12 protein-coding genes are annotated in these 17,253 nt (G+C 45.7%); 8 read left to right on the forward strand and 4 right to left on the reverse strand.

Going from position 1 to position 17,253, the window contains the following annotated elements:
* Positions 1-52: 52 nt before the first annotated feature.
* Genes J8Z23_RS05975 through J8Z23_RS05985 form a run of 3 tightly spaced genes read right to left on the reverse strand, consistent with a single transcriptional unit; the run spans position 53 to position 5,343 of the window.
* Entirely contained in the window at positions 53-2,035 is a 1,983-nt protein-coding gene (locus J8Z23_RS05975; RefSeq protein ID WP_301659889.1) for an MtrB/PioB family decaheme-associated outer membrane protein, read from the reverse strand.
* A 9-nt stretch (positions 2,036-2,044) separates the two neighbouring features.
* Positions 2,045-3,025 carry a DmsE family decaheme c-type cytochrome gene (locus J8Z23_RS05980; RefSeq protein WP_124008737.1) on the reverse strand — a complete coding sequence of 327 codons (981 nt, stop codon included), beginning with the start codon at positions 3,023-3,025 and terminating at the stop codon, positions 2,045-2,047.
* 53 nt (positions 3,026-3,078) lie between these two features.
* A complete protein-coding gene (locus J8Z23_RS05985) occupies positions 3,079-5,343 on the reverse strand; it encodes an OmcA/MtrC family decaheme c-type cytochrome (protein WP_301659890.1) in 2,265 nt (754 codons plus the stop codon).
* 452 nt (positions 5,344-5,795) lie between these two features.
* Between J8Z23_RS05985 and J8Z23_RS05990 the strand changes: the two genes are divergently transcribed.
* A complete protein-coding gene (locus tag J8Z23_RS05990; protein WP_176320382.1) occupies positions 5,796-6,419 on the forward strand; it encodes a c-type cytochrome in 624 nt (207 codons plus the stop codon).
* A gap of 22 nt (positions 6,420-6,441) precedes the next feature.
* Positions 6,442-7,026 carry a NapC/NirT family cytochrome c gene (locus J8Z23_RS05995; protein ID WP_301659891.1) on the forward strand — a complete coding sequence of 195 codons (585 nt, stop codon included), beginning with the start codon at positions 6,442-6,444 and terminating at the stop codon, positions 7,024-7,026.
* Here the strand turns inward: J8Z23_RS05995 and J8Z23_RS06000 are convergent.
* Positions 6,983-8,461: an SDR family oxidoreductase gene (locus tag J8Z23_RS06000; protein ID WP_301659892.1), complete on the reverse strand. Its 1,479-nt coding sequence runs from the start codon at positions 8,459-8,461 to the stop codon at positions 6,983-6,985. The two genes, J8Z23_RS05995 and J8Z23_RS06000, sit on opposite strands and share 44 nt — an antisense overlap.
* A gap of 94 nt (positions 8,462-8,555) precedes the next feature.
* Here J8Z23_RS06000 and J8Z23_RS06005 point away from each other — a divergent pair, with 94 nt between their 5' ends.
* The 6 genes from J8Z23_RS06005 (at position 8,556) to J8Z23_RS06030 (ending at position 17,201) form a co-directional block, all read left to right on the forward strand.
* Complete coding sequence (locus tag J8Z23_RS06005; protein ID WP_005393232.1) at positions 8,556-9,932, forward strand: MATE family efflux transporter; 1,377 nt, start codon at positions 8,556-8,558, stop codon at positions 9,930-9,932.
* 187 nt (positions 9,933-10,119) lie between these two features.
* On the forward strand, positions 10,120-10,791 hold the full coding sequence (locus J8Z23_RS06010; RefSeq protein WP_005393230.1) for an ABC transporter ATP-binding protein: 672 nt from the start codon (positions 10,120-10,122) through the stop codon (positions 10,789-10,791).
* A complete protein-coding gene (locus J8Z23_RS06015; RefSeq protein WP_005393229.1) occupies positions 10,772-13,225 on the forward strand; it encodes an ABC transporter permease in 2,454 nt (817 codons plus the stop codon). Before J8Z23_RS06010 ends, J8Z23_RS06015 begins: the two co-directional genes overlap by 20 nt.
* Entirely contained in the window at positions 13,225-14,349 is a 1,125-nt protein-coding gene (locus J8Z23_RS06020; RefSeq protein ID WP_046874817.1) for a lipocalin-like domain-containing protein, read from the forward strand. Before J8Z23_RS06015 ends, J8Z23_RS06020 begins: the two co-directional genes overlap by 1 nt.
* Positions 14,350-14,678: 329 nt before the next feature.
* Positions 14,679-15,830, forward strand: a complete 1,152-nt coding sequence (nhaA, locus tag J8Z23_RS06025; protein WP_006742626.1) for a Na+/H+ antiporter NhaA — start codon at positions 14,679-14,681, stop codon at positions 15,828-15,830.
* 726 nt (positions 15,831-16,556) lie between these two features.
* A complete protein-coding gene (locus J8Z23_RS06030; RefSeq protein WP_005393225.1) occupies positions 16,557-17,201 on the forward strand; it encodes a TetR/AcrR family transcriptional regulator in 645 nt (214 codons plus the stop codon).
* Positions 17,202-17,253: the final 52 nt, after the last annotated feature.

Genomic DNA, 17,253 nt, shown 5'->3' on the forward strand with positions numbered 1-17,253 from the left:
AAGCATCAGGCGCTTAAAACGTCTGATGCTTTTTTGTTACGTCACTCTGTGTTTAAAAGCGATATTTCCAATAGACGCCGCCATACAGACCTTCATAGCTTTGCAAAACGTCGCCCATCGTTCCGGTTTCGTTGTTAAACAAGTAATCCTCTTCTGAGTAGTCTTCATAACGAAGGTTAAGCTGCACGTTTTGATTTTCAGATACTTCATAGTCAGCGATGACTTCAAATCGATACGAGTTCGCCTCGTTATCAGGATATTGGTAACCACCAGATGTGGTTGAAGATTTACTGTCCGCTTGGCTGTAGCTGTAATCAAATGAGATAGAAAGTTTGTCGTCCAGCAGTCGCTCTTTACTCACACCAAAACCAATGGTTGTGATGTCATCTTTGAGCTTGGTGGTGTAGCGATTCCAGCCGACAATGTCAGAGTTTGCTTGTTGTTGCTCGGAGCGGATGATCTGTTGATTGTAAAAAACATGCCCGCTTAATCCGTCGAGTAAATTGAAATTTAGGCTGAGGTCGTAGCCGTAATCTTCCCCTTCGCTTAAACCAATATCAGGTTTTGCATAGTCATCATTTCCGTACCAAAGTTCTGCAAGTAGCTGGACATCGTCTGTCATGTCATAACTGCCGTCGCCACGGAGCTCAATCCTCTCTTTGTCGGCTAAATAGTATTGGCGCAAATTAGGCGAGTCGCTGCTGTCGTCCTGCCAATCAGAGCCATCGCGGAAAGAGTAGGAGACTTTACCGCCTAATTGCCACGGTCTATTTGGTCGGTACTGGGCTCCAACAAAAACGCGTTGTTCATCGGTACGTTTTCGGTCGGCATAGCTTCGCTCGTCTTGTTTGAAGTGATAACCCGCATTCACCTTCACATCAGACGCAACACGATGCGTCAACGTTGTTTCCAGTTTGGTTTTTGTGTGGTCGTATTTTTCTCTTGTAGAGCCGATGATGGTGTTTCTATCGGAGTTATCGTCTTTGTCTGAATAGTCTGCAGAAATGGCGAAAGCTGTGTCTCGCGAAAGCTTGTTGTGGTAATCCGCGCTCATTTGCCAAGTGTTGGTTTCGCCATGGAATGTATTAGAGTTAACGGGGGACTGCGGGAATGGATTTAACCCGCCTTCAGAAGACGTCTGTGACCAAAGTAAGCGGCCACTGAACGTTTGTCGATTCAACCGATAATTCCCCGTGACAGCAAACTGGTGAAAGTCGTTGTCAGGCTCATACGCGATGTGGTTGGCGTAAGGGTTGGTAATGCCGCCGTAATAGAGTGCGGACTTGTCATTGCGGAAAAACGAGCCGCGATACGCAATATCCACCAGCCACAAATCTTCAATGTAGCTCACTCCTACTTGAGTATTTAAGGTTTCATGATCGACGGCTTTGGGTATGAATCCCGGCGCGTTGGCGTAACCCGGAATGGTCGATGAATAGAGCGAAGTTGTGCCTTCTTTACGTTCGTGCTTCATGGATGCATATGGCTTCCATGGCGTATGTGGTGTGTACTTGAGTTCTAACTTAAACGTCTCTCGCGTCACTGAGTTTTCATATTTCGATAGGTCACCACTAACGAGTGCATCTTCTCTTGGATGATACGCACTGAGTGAGGACTGATTCCAGAAATACGGAGTTTCACTGTAGCTGCCGAGGATACGTAATCCGTCGTACTGGCCCATTTCCCACTGCAGTAAGAAGCGTTGCAAACCAAGATCTTCGACGACGATTCGATTGTAGAACCCGTCGTCTTCATATTGTTCGATATCGGCGTTTAGGCTCGCGTTAAAGTGCTTATTGTCAGAGTTTGTACCGTAAACGGGCGGATTCCAATTATAGAATCGAGAGGAACCGTCGTTGTTAAGGTAACCGACGCCCGCGCTGACTTCTCCACTCCATGTGCCGTCGCTGCTGCATTCACTGCACTGCCAGCGGCTAGTGTCGGCTGGCTGAGAACGTTGTAACGAATAATCGTTGGCGTGCGCTTGCGCAGCAAAAGCAAGGGAAATAGCGATGCACAGTTGAGATAGTTTCATGCCTCCCTCCTAATAACTTAATGTTTGACCACGTGGGTGGTTAGAGCCATGCACTTGATTGTGGCAGTTTAAACAACTTCCGCCGCGCACTCTCAAGTCGTTTTCAGGAATGGCTACGTTTGCATGTGGCACACGGTGACATTCCTGACATAGCATTGGCAGCCGTTTATTGAGCAGGGCTTTGTTCACTGAACCATGAGGTGTGTGGCAGGATGTACAATCTTCAGTTACAGGCTCATGCTCCCATAAGAATGGGCCGCGTTTTTCTGCATGACACTCGTAACAAGCGTTATTGACGGTTGACCAGTTCAGGCTTGCTTCATTTAATGCCTGATGTGGATTGTGGCAGCTAGAACAAGTCATGACGCCGTCAATGATAGGATGACGACTGCGTTTGTGGATATCCGATTTGGTGCGGGAGTGGCAATCGGTGCATTTGTCTGCTTGCATTTCGGCAACCATCATCGGATCGTTTTTTTGATGCAGTTGGTGACAGCTTGCACAAGACAGCCCTTCAAAAGCGTGCTCACTGCTATGCCAAGTCGAGCGTTTCGCATCTTGGTGGCAAGATAAACACACGCTGTTTTGCTTTTCGGCCGGAACAGGGGAGTTTGGCCCAAAGGTGATCATCGGCTCACGAACTTGTCCTTTTCGCGGATTGCGCGCGTGATTGTTTGCTGGGCCATGGCATGCTTCACATTGTTTATCATTCATTGGCCCATGCAAATTCGCTGACTTGCCGTGGATGTTGTCGAAAATACCGGTTGCAGGTTTGTCTGAGGTATCGTCATGGCAACGAAGGCAGCCATCTGCTCCACGGCGTGAGTATTTCCCCTCAGAAAATTTGGTGTCCAATATAGTTTCAATTTCTTCTTGAGTTAACGTCGCCGCTTTGGGTTCTGGCTCGGCGACATCTTCCGAACTGACGGTGAAGATGACGCCTAACCCAAGTATCCCAGTTACCAACCACCGCAGAAACATTGCTTTCATAGCTCTTCCTTTTCTTATCCTTAATTGTCAAAGCATTGTGTTCAATGACGAATTCAACGGTAGTCGTATACCTTGTGAACCTTATCTACCCCTTGTGACTGACCAATGGCATGGCAAGTTGCACATTGTTCGGAGCCCGTTGCTTGTGCTGCTGTGTCTGCTCCAAATACTGCGCCGTGATTTAGCATATGGTTCAGAGGCGCATCTCCTGCCACGGTATCCGGGTCAGCATTAGCTAAAGATGACTCTAAGTGACACGCGCCACAGGCGACTAATGCAGGACTAAAGTACTTACCACTCGCCAGAGAAGGGCGCGTATTTTGTTGGCTAGGTAAGTTGTATTGAGCATTGGTATGGCAGGCCTCACAGTTGTTGACTGCGCCAGGGAAAGGCGCTTCACCGCTATGAGCGGAGCCAAAGGCGTGGAATGAGTGTACGTGGTACTTTAGATCAGCCGCCATCCCAGGATAAAACGCAGAACGTTCAGAGTTATGGCAATTTTTACATTGTTGGAAGTCGGTGGCGGCATGTGGATGCTCACCAAGCTTATGGATAGTCAGCTCTTTGTGACAATCGTTACACGATGAAATGTCCGCGCCCACTGGCAGTTTGTGTTGCTTGTTGATACCAGACACATCAAACGAGCCGGATGCGTTATTGGCGGCAATGACGAAAGGCGATTTGATAAGATCGATGCCTTCAAACGTGACGCATTCGGCGAGCTCGCCATCTCTACGGTTGGCGCAAAGTGGCATGTCGGCGATGTTAACCGTCAACGTAGAGTTGGAGATTGGCTTAATCGCAGCGTCAGTGAAGTCTTTATGACACAAGAATAGGCCTTCTCCTTGAGCCTCACAGCCGTCACCAAGTGCGCCATCATCGGCGACGTTGAGACTGTTGTTTGCGACCATCGGGCCTTGGCCGTTATCCCAGTTCAGCAACAAATTGAGGTGGCCATGTTCATTGATGAAAGGTGTCAGTTCGTCGATGGATCCAATACCTGTGCCCGCTTTCGACACTCTTAGTTCAACCTCAAACTGGTCATCAATAAATCGCGCGCTTTCAACGTTGATTTCAAGCGAATCACGTGCCTTTGCAAGATTCTCTAAACGCATTACGTGAACCGTTTTAGCACTTCGGCTTGCGTCTTGACCGATGATTGGATCGCCATTGTCATCTCGGTCATAAGGCCGGTGACAGCCCGAGCAGGAGTTTTGTGGCTCGCCGTTTCTTACCCAAACCGTACCGACTTGGTTATCATGCGCACCTCTGTCTCGGTACAAGTGACAGGTCTCACAGGCAACTTGGCTTGGGTGTTCAAACCAATTGTTGGCGTCTGATGCTTTCGCGACATCGGTTGAATGGCAGGTTGTACAGTTGCGGGCATCTTGCGGGAAAGGGTTGCCTTCAATGACTAAACCATTGATGTCGGTAACGAGCACGTCATTCTCGTCGACAGGCTGTTTGTAAGTGTCGGTGTTATTTCTGTCGCTACCTAATTTGAAAACATTACCGTGGTATTGATGAACAACGGCAGCGAGAGGGCGTCTGGCTGGCGCAGCGCTAGGGTTACTGTCATTGTGGCAAGCGGTACAAACGGCAATGTTGTTATCAATTGAGCGATAACCCGGTCCATGATGAAGCGGTTCGCCCATATGGCAGTTTTCGCAGGTGCCTTTTTCTATTACATTGCGAGAGACAACCGCATCTGAACTTTCTTGCGGCACCCATTCAAACACGTAGGTAAAACCGTTGCCTTGCTCGCCATACGCCATGACGATTCGGTGGAGTTTATCCGCATCCCAAGCGATAAAACCGTTGTTGCTAGAAGAGTCGGCAGTATAAGGATCGGACACTTTCAAAACGTCAGGAATGGCAAACGTGTAGCGATATCCCTCGTCTGTTTTTACTAGTGTTCCATCCCAAACACTCTCCATGCTGGCACGGTTATTTGCGGTATTACTTGAGTGATGGAAACTCTTCCAATAAGTGTTGCCATGGCGCCCATTGAAGGCAAAGGCTGGATCGTTCGAGTTTTGTGTATCGACACGAGAGGGCATTGCTTTAAGAAGTGCGATGCGAAAATCTTTCGTTTCGTCTAGCTCATAAGATCTGCCACTGCCGTCTTTGACGGTAAAATCGACCACCAGTTTGGTTTCTCCGGTTTCTTGAGTGACCAATGATGGCTCGGAAACATTGATCTCGAAATCACCAAGTGCAGGTGGTGGTGTATTTTGATCGTTTTTGCTGTCTGGACCACATCCGGTGAGCAGTAAAATAAAAAATATTAATGTAGCGATCGACTTTAAACCGTTCATAGTCCCTCTCGATTCGTCCTAAAGTAAGTGGGAATGCGTTGGAATGGTTAAATATCTCAATAAACAATTGATTGAAATATTAATTTTATATTCAAGCCAAAAGCAAAATATCCATATTTACATCGCTTGAATAAATCGAAATACATGGCTTGTAAGAGTATAGACGCAATATGAAATATTATTAAAATAAACCGCTTTTTCTATGTGTGAATTTTTGATTTTAAATTATTATGTTTTTAAATCAATTGTTTGTATTGAAGTTTGTTGTTCTTGAAGAGGTCGGTGCAGAAAAAGTAAGGGTATTGAACTACGCTACTTTAAATGGTTGACGGCTTAATATTTTTATCTTGGATATCGTTGGTTTTAAGTCGCGTTTATAAAATGATTTTCTTATCGTTTATTCGCTGTCTGGTTTTGATTAACAAAGATAATTACTACGGAGTCAGTCTAATATGCACCAACTAATTAAATTCTCACTAAAATTTTCCTCGGTGTTAGCCATTAGCTCAGTTTTGGCCTCCCACAGTTTAGCGTCACCAAGTGAGCTAATTTCACAACATGAATGTGAAGCTTGTCATGGGCCAAACGGTGTTAGCTCAGACACGAATATTCCTACCATCGCAGGGATTCCCGAATTCAATTTTTTTGACCAGATGCTACGTTACCTAGAAGGTAGGCCTGCAAATTCTGTTAGTCACGCTTACGGAGACACGAGCAAAAAAGGCGACATGGTGTCGATAGTTAAATCTTTATCTGAGGCGCAGATTGAAGAGTTAGCAAAACATTATGCTGGGCTCGAGTTTGTGCCAGCTAAGCAGTCTTTTGATCAAGCGTTAGCGATGAAAGGTAAGGCTATCCACGCGAAAAGTTGCGAGAACTGTCATTCGGATGGTGGCAGTAACGCTCTGGATGAAGCTTCGATTTTAGCTGGTCAGCAGAAGGGCTATCTCGCCACTACGTTGCAACAGTTTAAGCAAGGCAAACGCTCCGTTGATAAAAAAATGGATGAGGCGTTCAAAGGGCTTAGTGCCGATGATTTAAACGCGCTCGTAGAATACTATGCGAGTTATCGCTAGCGCTGCTTTGGGATGAACACCAATGAGTTTATGGCGTAAACCAAACAGAAAATGGATGCTCGGCATACCAATTGGTGGCTTATTGGCGTTTATCCTTGGTGGGGCGGCCCTCAGTGTTTTTCACTTTGGTATGGATTACACCAATCGCAACGAGTTTTGTTACAGTTGCCATATTGGGATGGATACGATAGTTGAGGAGTACCAAGCATCTCCACACTTCAAAAATGCTCAGGGTGTGGTTGCCGCTACGTGTAGTGATTGCCATGTCCCTAGGGAGTTTTTTGCTAAAATCGCATTGAAAATCGGCGCTACAGCCGACATCTATCACAAACTGACTGGAGAAATTACGTTAGAGAACTTCGAGGCGGAGCATCGTCCGAGGTTGGCTGCTGAAGTCACACAGCAGTTTATCGAGAATAAATCAAAGCAGTGTCGATATTGCCATTCCGTTGACAAGATGGATTTCGAAGCGCAAGGACGAACCGTTGCGCGTCGACATCAAATGATGGAAAGTCGAGAGCAATCGTGCATTGATTGCCATGCGGGGATTGCTCATCACCTGGCTATTTCTCTAGATTCTCCAGAGACTGTCCCACTTGAGGAGTAATACTGATACTTTCGGCTTCTTTCGCGATGGCTTTGACCATGCCTTTGAATATGAATAGATGGGCTGGCATCATGGCAAACCAGTAAAGCAGCCCGAGAAATCCCTGTGGGTGCCACCAAGCGGTGATATCCAGTTCTCGTTCATCACCATGGTCTTTGATGGTAATTTCTAAACGTCCAAGCCCCGGGCCTTTCATCCCAAAAAACAGTGAGAGGAACTGATTTTCTTCGCAGCGAATCACTTTCCAAGAGTCAATAAAATCGCCGACTTTGAGCTCCGGCCCCGGAGGAGAAACGCGAATCGGTTTCCCGCCACCAAAAAAGATGTCGAGCCATTCACGTGTGCGCCACAAAATGTTGGCAAAGTAATAGCCTTTTTCACGACTCCCGATTTTTTGAGCCACTTTCCATAATGCCGCAGCGGAGGCTTGAGTTTTTATGCTCGCACCGGCTTGTTTAGGGTAGTAGCCATACCCCGGTTGCCATCGACGAAGTGCCGCTGGCTCAAAGCCCCAAACATTACTGCGCACAAACGTGCCTTCATCTTGGATGGTATTGGATACCGCTTGCTCGTAGTTGATCAGCGTTTGCGGAAATCGTGCTTCAATCGCTTTGGAATCGGCAATGTAGTCATGCTCTAACCCCGCGAGTAATGCTTTGCCGATGTTTGCTGGTACAGAGGTGACCAAGCCGAGCCAGTACGATGCCATTTTGGGGGTAAGCAACGGTGTCGACCACAGCCGATAAGGCTTGTTGGTGATTCGGCAAATGACTTTAAACTGCTCGCGGTAGCTGAGTGTATCTGGCCCACCAACTTCATAAATTTGGTTTTCTTCTGGGGGTGATGCTTCGGCCAGCTGCAATAAATAGTGATTGAGGTTGGGTAGGGCAATAGGGTTGGCTTTTGAGTCGACCCATTTAGGCGCAATCAAAATAGGTAAGTTGTAGACAAAATCTCGCATGATCTCGAAAGCCGCGGAGCCGGGGCCAATGATGACGCCTGCACGCAATTCAGTTACTGGAACGCCAGACTGTCGGATAATTTTGCCCGTTGCTTTGCGTGCGGCTAAATGGCGCGAGTTTCCGGTTTGCGGTTGGATGGCACTTAAATAAATGACATGTTTGACACAGCTTTGCTCCAATGCGTATTTAAAGTTCAAAGCAAGGTTTAGCTCGTACTCAACAAAGTCATCGCCTTGTGCCATTCCGTGCACTAGGAAAAATACCAAGTCAAAATCGTTCACCACAGCGAGCGTGGCTTCTGCGTCGGCTAAGTCCAGATACCGCAACGTTAAATTAGGATGGGGTCGAGTCCTTGACTCCAAATAATCGATATGTCGCGCTGCGGCCGTGACGGCGTAACCTTTATCTAAGAGTAACGGAAGAAGTTGAGAACCAATGTAACCCGAGGCGCCTAGCACCAACACCTTTTTCATTATCTGTCCTTTTATTGCTGGTGGAATAAACACCACAGAGTATAATCATGAGACACTTTCCCCATTCTATCAATAAGTTGTCGTTGGAGCGCTTGTGACTTTTCTCTCTCAACTCTCAATACATGCAGATAAAGCATTCTTACGTCGCTTATTCGCGATCGCGCTACCAATTACACTGCAAAGCATGATGTTTTCTAGCCGAAGCCTTGTCGATGTGCTTATGCTCGGCCAACTTGGTGAAGCTGAAATAGCCGCTGTTGGGGTAGCGGCGCGCGCGACGTTTGTTACTACCATCATGTTAGTTGGGGTGACGACGGGTGGTGCATTACTGACCGCACAATATTGGGGCGCAGGCGATAAAGTCGGGGTACGTCGCAGTACCGCTTTAACATGGATGATAGCCATGGTGTTTGCCGCCATTGCTGTTGCTTTGTTTGTTATTTTCCCACAGCCAGTCATGAAACTGACTACAGACTCACAAGAAGTGATTGAGTTAGGGGCCAGCTATCTAATTATTTCATCCGTTAGCATGTTTGCTGTTGCGTGTGTCGCTAGTATGTCGGTGGGGTTGAGAGCGATGCACCAACCGGGGCTGAGCACATTTTTTAGTGGTATAGGCATTCTGTCTAATGTTTTCCTCAACTGGGTGTTAATTTTTGGTCACTTAGGTTTTCCTGCTTTAGGGATTACAGGGGCAGCCATTGCAACGGTTATCAGTGGCGCTATCGAAGTCGGTTGTCTATTTGGCTATTTATGGCTGAAGAAACACATAATTGCATTTGGTTGGGATGATATACGCGCAGGTTTGGTTTTAGACAAAATAACGCGTTTCTTGAGCCTTTCCTTACCGACCACATTTAACTTTTTGGCATGGGCTGGTGGATTGTTCGCTTACCATGCCATCATGGGGCAAGCGGGTGTGCAAGGTTTGGCAGCGTTGTCGGTGATGACGCCCGTTGAGTCAATCGCTCTCGCTATGATGATTGGCCTATCGAATGCAGCTGCGGTTTTAGTGGGTAACCAACTCGGCGCGAAAAACTTTGAACCTGTGTATTACCAAGCTTGGGCTACGGTCATTTTGAATGTGTTTATCGCATTTGTGGTCGCTGTTGTATTGATAGTGTCCAATCAATGGATCCTTAATGCGTTTAGTGCACTGACAGCGGATACTCGCCAGTTAGCTGAACAGTTTATGGTGATTCTTGCTTTAGGTGTCGTACTACGCTCGGTGCCGATGATGGTCATTGTTGGGGTATTACGTGCAGGTGGTGACGTTAAGTTTTGTTTGTATCAAGACATTCTTGCGCAGTGGGTGATCGGGATTCCACTCGCGGCATTTGCAGCGATTCAGCTCGGTTGGGACCCACAATGGGTTTACTTACTCTTTTTGACCGAGGAAGTTGTGAAGTGGACGATTTGTCTGCCAAGAATGGTGAGCCGAAAATGGATGAAAAACCTTATCGGTCAATAGAGGTAAATAGCGTTTACTGCAGCTGCAAAAATCTGCTCAATACGTCAACAAAATTAGGAACAGAAAGTGAATCGAGTTGCATTTGTACTCTCATAGTGTGATCAAGCATTCAAAATACTTTCTACTAACAGGATTTTAGTGTAGATTCTGATCCCAATTTTTAAATACCATCCGAGCGGCATAATCAATGTTAAAACTGTCAGACCTATGTAAAGGCTATGTAGACGGGGGAGAATTTCACCCTGTATTACAAGGGGCAGAATTAACATTACAGCAAGGTGACCAAGTCGCTCTGATGGGAGAAAGTGGTTCGGGTAAAAGTACTTTGCTGAACTTAATTGCCGGACTGGATACTGCAGACTCTGGTGAGGTTCAGTTTCCAAACTTTGCCATGCATGATGCGCCAGAGCATTTGAGAACCCTTTATCGCCGCAACAATATTGGTAATATCTTCCAACAGTTCAACTTGCTTCCTACGCTCAATATTGCCGACAATATTCGTTTTTGTCGTCAGTTAAAAGGTTTGCCAGAAGATAAAGAGTTGTGGCGTCAAATTCTTTCTGCTCTGGATTTAATGCCTCTGCTAGGCCGCTACCCGGAAGAAGCATCTGGTGGTCAGCAACAACGTGCTGCTATTGCTCGTGCACTCTATATGGAACCTAAAATCCTACTCGCTGATGAGCCTACTGGTAGCCTAGACGAGCGAAACGCAGAAGCGGTAATGCGCTTATTGACGAGTCTCGCTCGCCAACTGGAGTGTACTTTGCTGTTAGTGACGCACAGTGAAAAAGTGGCGGCCCATATGGAAGGTAAGATTCGACTTCAAGGAGGGCAACTGCATGTTATGGCCCGTAGTTAAGGCACTACTCGGTCATTACCGTCGTTACCCACTACAAATTATTCTTGTCTGGCTAGGGTTAACCTTAGGCGTGTCCCTTCTTGTTGGTGTTACTTCTATCAACCAGCATGCAAAACAAAGTTATGCGACAGGAGAAAAGCTTTTCTCCAATCCTTTGCCATACCGAATCCGAACTAAACACTCTGCCAATAAAATCCCTCAAGGTTTCTATATCCAGTTGCGTCGAGCTGGGTTTAACCAATGTGCGCCGTTTGACGTGCTGCATCTAGATGCTAAAACCGATATGAGCTTGATGCTGGTGGGGATTGATCCTGTCGCGATGATTCCATTGCAGCAAGGCAAATCTTTGGGTGAGATGCCCGTTTTATCATTAATGAAACCTCCTTATCCCATTCTAGTCAGTCAAGATTTGGCCGCTTACATGAGTTGGCAGGATGGGGACTTTATTGAGATGAATGACGGAAGTCGTCTCGGACCGATTCAAGTCGATAAAAACAAAATGCTCTCAGGGACTCGGCTGGTTACTGATATATCGTTGTTGCGTATGCTCAAGCGGAGCTCAGGTTTATCTGCGATTTCTTGTGGTGAAATGCCAGAGGAAAAGCTAATAGCACTGAAAAATATGCTTCCCAATGGCATGACGCTCGTTAGGAATACGCGTACGGAGCTTGAGTCGTTAACTAATGCATTCCACATGAATCTCACTGCGATGGGGATGCTGTCATTTTTGGTCGGGTTGTTTATTTTTTATCAAGCGATGTCTTTGTCATTTATTCAGCGACAACGTTTGGTGGGTATTTTGAGACAGACGGGGGTCAACGGAACGCAGTTGGCTCAAGCATTGTTGTTAGAGTTGTCGTTGCTCGTCTTTATTGCGTGGGCGTGTGGTAACTTTTTTGGTTTGATCTTGGCAAATGAGCTGATCCCTGCAGTCTCATCGAGCCTGAGCGATTTGTACGATGCCAACGTAGGCTTAACAATAGGATGGTCTTGGCAGTCCAGCTTATATAGTCTGATCATGGCAGCGATGGGCGCATTAATATCGTGTTTGTGGCCATTGATTCGTTTGTTGAAGTCACAGCCAATTCGTCTATCTTCTCGACTGTCATTAATGCGATTTGCAGGGCGTGAGTTCTCTTGGCAGGCTCTTGCTGCGTGTGCGTTTTGTGTCGCGGCAATCGCAGTGTATCAAGCACCGAAAACACAAGAAACTGGCTTTGCCATTATTGCGCTGATGTTGGTTAGTGTGGCCTTGTTCATGCCATTTATTATGTGGCATATGTTCCAGAGCTTTTCTTACACCATGCGTTGGGTACGTGTACGTTGGTTTTTTGCCGATGCAGCTGCGAGCATGAGTTATCGCGGTGTGGCAACAATGGCGTTTATGTTGGCACTGGCGGCAAATATCGGCGTAGAAACGATGGTAGGCAGCTTTAGGGATACAACCGATAAATGGCTCAGCCAGCGATTAGCAGCGGATATTTATATCTATCCGACAAATAACTCAGCAGCTCGGATGAGTGCGTGGCTGCAAAACCAACCAGAAGTCAACTCGGTTTGGTGGCGTTGGGAAAAAGATATGCCAACCGAACATGGTGCTTTGCAAGTGGTGAGTACAGGCTCTTCTGAAGGTGAGCTAGATGCACTGACGGTAAAACTAGGTGTCCCGAATTACTGGTATCAACTGCACGCGACCAAGAGCTTGATGGTGAGTGAATCGATGGCCTTGAAGTTGGATATTCGCCCAGGAGACTTCATTAACTTGCAGGAACCACTGGGTGGAGACTGGCAAGTCGTTGGTGTTTATTACGATTATGGAAACCCGTATAACCAGGTGATGATGTCGCACCGGAATTGGCTGTATGCATTTGCAGGGACGGGCAATGTTGGCCTTGGTGTAGTGTTAAAAGATAGCGTTAATGGGGAGGGGCTGAAAAATCGCTTAGAAAATGTATTCCGCCTCCCGCAAGACCGTGTGTTTGATAATGGTAATATTTATAGTCAGGCAATGAGGGTATTTGATCATACCTTCGCTATTGCAGGAACCTTGGGCAACATCACGCTGATTATTGCTGTGTTTGGCTTATTCTTCGCGACATTGGCGGGCGAGCTGTCGCGGCAGCGGCACTTCTCTTTGCTGAGATGTATGGGTGTATCAGGAAAGGAACTTGTCGCATTGGGTGGTTTGCAGTTGTTTGTCTTCGGGGCCATTTCCGCGATTATTGCGGTGCCACTTGGTCTGGCACTTGCACACTTGATCGTTGATATTATCATTAAGCAATCATTCGGCTGGTCTCTGGAGCTTCAAACGATCCCTTGGGAATACGCTCAAACTATTGCTTGGGCGATGCTTGCCATCATGATTGCTGGCGCATTGCCAGTTATTAGAATGATTAAGAGTACGCCAATGAAGTCATTAAGGGATGCGTTGTAATGAAAAAAGTGGGCTCTAAAAAACGCTTGTTAGTTTCAACGATCATTGTTATTACGTTTGCCTTTTTGACCGGGGCTGCTTTTTACTCAACTTTTTGGTTGGAAGCGACAGCGACACAAGAAAGCGAGCTTAATTCTATTCTAACGCGTGAAAATCAAACGATTTTCGAACCTGTATTACCTGACGAGCATGTCTCTTTACCGTCAGACTTTCGCTTTCATCCCGAGTACCAACATGAATGGTGGCACTACTTTGCGAAACTGAAAGATGAACAAGGGAAAATATACAATGTTCAATGGAGCTACTTCAGGGTCGCGACGGATGAGCGAGAAACCAGCGGATGGCAAAACCCTCAACTGTACATTTCACATGTTGTCGTTAGCCATGGTTCGCACGTCTGGAAAGAGCAACGTGTAGCGAGAGGCGGGATAGGCCAAGCTGGCATGACTAATCGTCCTTTCAGGTTATGGATTGATAATTGGACGTGGCGTTCACTTGGTGCAACGCCTTTCCCTGGTAACTTGAATGTGACTACCGATACGTTTGGTTTAGATCTCAATACTATGACAAATGGCCCCTTTGTCGTGAATGGAGACAAAGGTTTTCAGGTTAAACACGCGTTACAATCTGTTGCCTCTTTCAGTTTTAGTGCGCCATTTTTAAAGGTGAAAGGGAGTTTGAACATTAATGGCAAACGCTTCTCTGTTGCTGGCTCTGCTTGGGCTCAGAAAGAGTGGGGCAGTGGCTTAATTGGTGAAGGGCAACAGGGTTGGGATTGGTTTGTATTCAATTTAGATGATGGTCGAGCACTGACAGTCAGCCGCTATCGTCACCATGGACAAACACCGCATGTATTTGGCACCTTGTCCACACGCTCAGGTAAAGTCATTAATCTCTCAGATGATGATATCAGTATTAAACCAATGCAAGTGACCAGCTTATCAAATGGAAGAAGGCTGCCTTTGCAGTGGATTATTAATATTCCAAAGCATCAAATTAACTTGACCACTCGTATTATCAAATCAGATATGTGGCTTCCGTTTGTTATACCGTATTGGGAAGGTCCTACCTTAGCTTCTGGCTCCAACGAGGCTTGGGGCTTTATGCAGCTCACTGGTTATTAAATTCTGATAAAAACCACCCTAATGGGTGGTTTTTTAGTGGATGAAACTTCCTGAGTTTTTCTCAAAAGTATGGGGTTATCATGACAGTACATGCCATGTTATGCTGATTTTCTCATAATCTTGATAAACATTTGGCGCGATAACAACAAGTACGCGCTGTGATCAAAATTGAGTGTTATGTTGGAAAATACGATGTATAGTAAACTTCATGTCGGAAAAATCGAAGTTTATACTCTGAAGAAGCGATTATTCTAAAGTTTTCGACCGCTATACACTCTTATCATTCTTTGTTAATCGTTTATTAAGATAATAAATATAAGGACGAAACCATGAACGATGTCATTCGTGACTTTTTCAAAATGGAATCAGCTGGTGGTATTCTTCTCGTGATTGCCGCGGCAATTGCGATGACCATTGCTAACTCACCGCTGGGCGAAACTTATCAATCTGTACTGCATACTTATGTATTTGGTATGTCAGTTTCTCACTGGATTAATGACGGCCTAATGGCTGTTTTCTTCTTACTCATTGGCCTTGAAGTTAAGCGAGAGCTACTTGAAGGTGCGTTAAAATCAAAAGAAACCGCAATTTTCCCTGCGATTGCAGCGGTTGGCGGTATGTTAGCTCCTGCTCTTATTTACGTAGCCTTTAATGCCAACGATCCTGAGGCGATTTCTGGTTGGGCAATTCCAGCGGCGACAGATATCGCTTTTGCTTTAGGTATCATGGCATTATTAGGTAAGCGTGTACCAGTAAGTCTAAAAGTGTTCTTGCTGGCGCTTGCTATCATCGATGATTTAGGTGTGGTTGTTATTATCGCGCTATTTTACACCGGTGACCTGTCGACCATGGCGTTGCTTGTTGGCTTCATCATGACTGGTGTCCTATTCATGTTGAATGCGAAGGAAGTAACAAAACTTACGCCATACATGATCGTCGGTGCGATCTTATGGTTCGCGGTGCTTAAATCTGGTGTTCACGCAACATTGGCAGGTGTAGTGATTGGTTTTGCTATCCCACTAAAGGGAAAGCAGGGCGAACATTCTCCACTTAAACATATGGAGCACGCGCTTCACCCATACGTGGCATTTGGTATTCTGCCTCTATTCGCATTTGCCAATGCGGGGATTTCGTTAGAAGGCGTATCGATGTCAGGTCTAACTTCAATGCTGCCACTCGGTATTGCTTTGGGTCTACTGGTTGGTAAGCCTCTAGGTATCTTTACCTTTAGCTGGGCAGCGGTAAAAATGGGCGTTGCTAAGTTACCTGAAGGCGTTAACTTCAAGCATATCTTTGCGGTATCTGTGTTGTGTGGTATTGGCTTTACAATGTCTATCTTCATTTCCTCTTTAGCGTTCGGAAATGTAAGTCCTGAATTTGATACCTACGCTCGACTCGGTATCTTAATGGGTTCGACGACAGCAGCATTACTTGGCTATGCCTTACTGCACTTTTCTTTGCCTAAGAAAGCGCAAGCGTAAGATAAAAATGCGCTATTTTGTAAAGCCTCCCAATCGGGAGGCTTTTTTATACCCATAGTTCAGTACATCAGCGACTTAATAGCGACACTTTCGTATTGAGCGGATGTCTAGACCATGGAGATGAACGGAATCATCGAAAAAGGTAGGTTGGTAGATCTGCGGGCGAAAAAAAGCCCAGCCGAAAATTTGACTGGGCGGATACAAACATAGGAGTTAATAAGAAAAAAGCAGCAACGTAACAATTAGATGGAAACAAGTTTGACGGCCAGTGAAACTTAAAATGCCCTAGTTGTTACATTTATTCAGACCGAGCCTTTTCCAAACAGTTCCATTTTTTTTCAAAAAAAAATTCGATTTAATTCTTTCTGCCCGCTTGTATCGTAAAGAAGTAAGAGAAGAGGCGAACAGCGTAACCAACTTAATGGCGGTTTGAAACTCGATAGCCCTCTTTTCTATAGTAGCTATAAACTTAAATTGCATTTCAAACCCGCACCTCCTGCTCCGACCGCCCAACGACATTGATAGCGTTTCAAATACGATGGTTTGCGAAACTTGGTCATTTTCTTCAGGCGAGCATCATTTGCTTATTAGACTTAAATTCAAAAGATTAGATCACACCTTCTAAGTTCTGGTCAGACCAATTGGTGAAAGTGTGATGTTAATCATTTGTTAATCTAAAGTTTCAGGAGTATATTTTCAAACAGTTGTTTAATACGAGTGATTAAAATGGCCCCGAGAACATCAACAAAAGAAAAAATACTCGATGTCGCAGAAGGACTCTTTGCTGAACATGGTTTTAATGATACTTCGCTAAGAACGATAACAGGTAAAGCGAACGTCAACTTAGCATCGGTAAATTATCACTTTGGCGATAAAAAAACGCTAGTTAGAGCGGTTTTAGATAGATACCTAGAAGCGCTCATGCCGAGCATTAAAACCTCACTAATTGAGTTAAATACGCGTGATAGCTACGACATGGACGACGTCTTTGAGTCATTGCGTTTACCTTTGCGTACATTAAATGATGTGCGCCCCAATGGTACTGCATTATTCATGTTGTTAATTGGCCGTGGTTACACAGACGTACAAGGTCATCTGCGTTGGTTCATCACCACTCGATATGAAGAGGTACTTAACCTCTTCACCTTCTCGATAATGAAGGCAAACCCGGAACTATGTGAGGAGCAGCTGTTTTGGCGACTGCACTTCACGCTAGGTACCTGCGTATTTACGATGGCTTCAAGCCAGGCTCTTTCGGAGCTTGCTGAAAGTAAATTTGAAAAGGAAGTCGATGTGAAATCTGTCGTCGATTTACTGATTCCTTATTTGTCAGCAGGAATGTCAGCGAAGCAGTTGGCACAAGACAAATAAGAAAGTTAAACCAATAATAAAATTATGCCCAGAGCGGTTACGTGAACAAAAG

Source organism: Vibrio sp. SCSIO 43086 (assembly GCF_051132235.1).
Lineage (GTDB): Bacteria > Pseudomonadota > Gammaproteobacteria > Enterobacterales > Vibrionaceae > Vibrio > Vibrio diabolicus.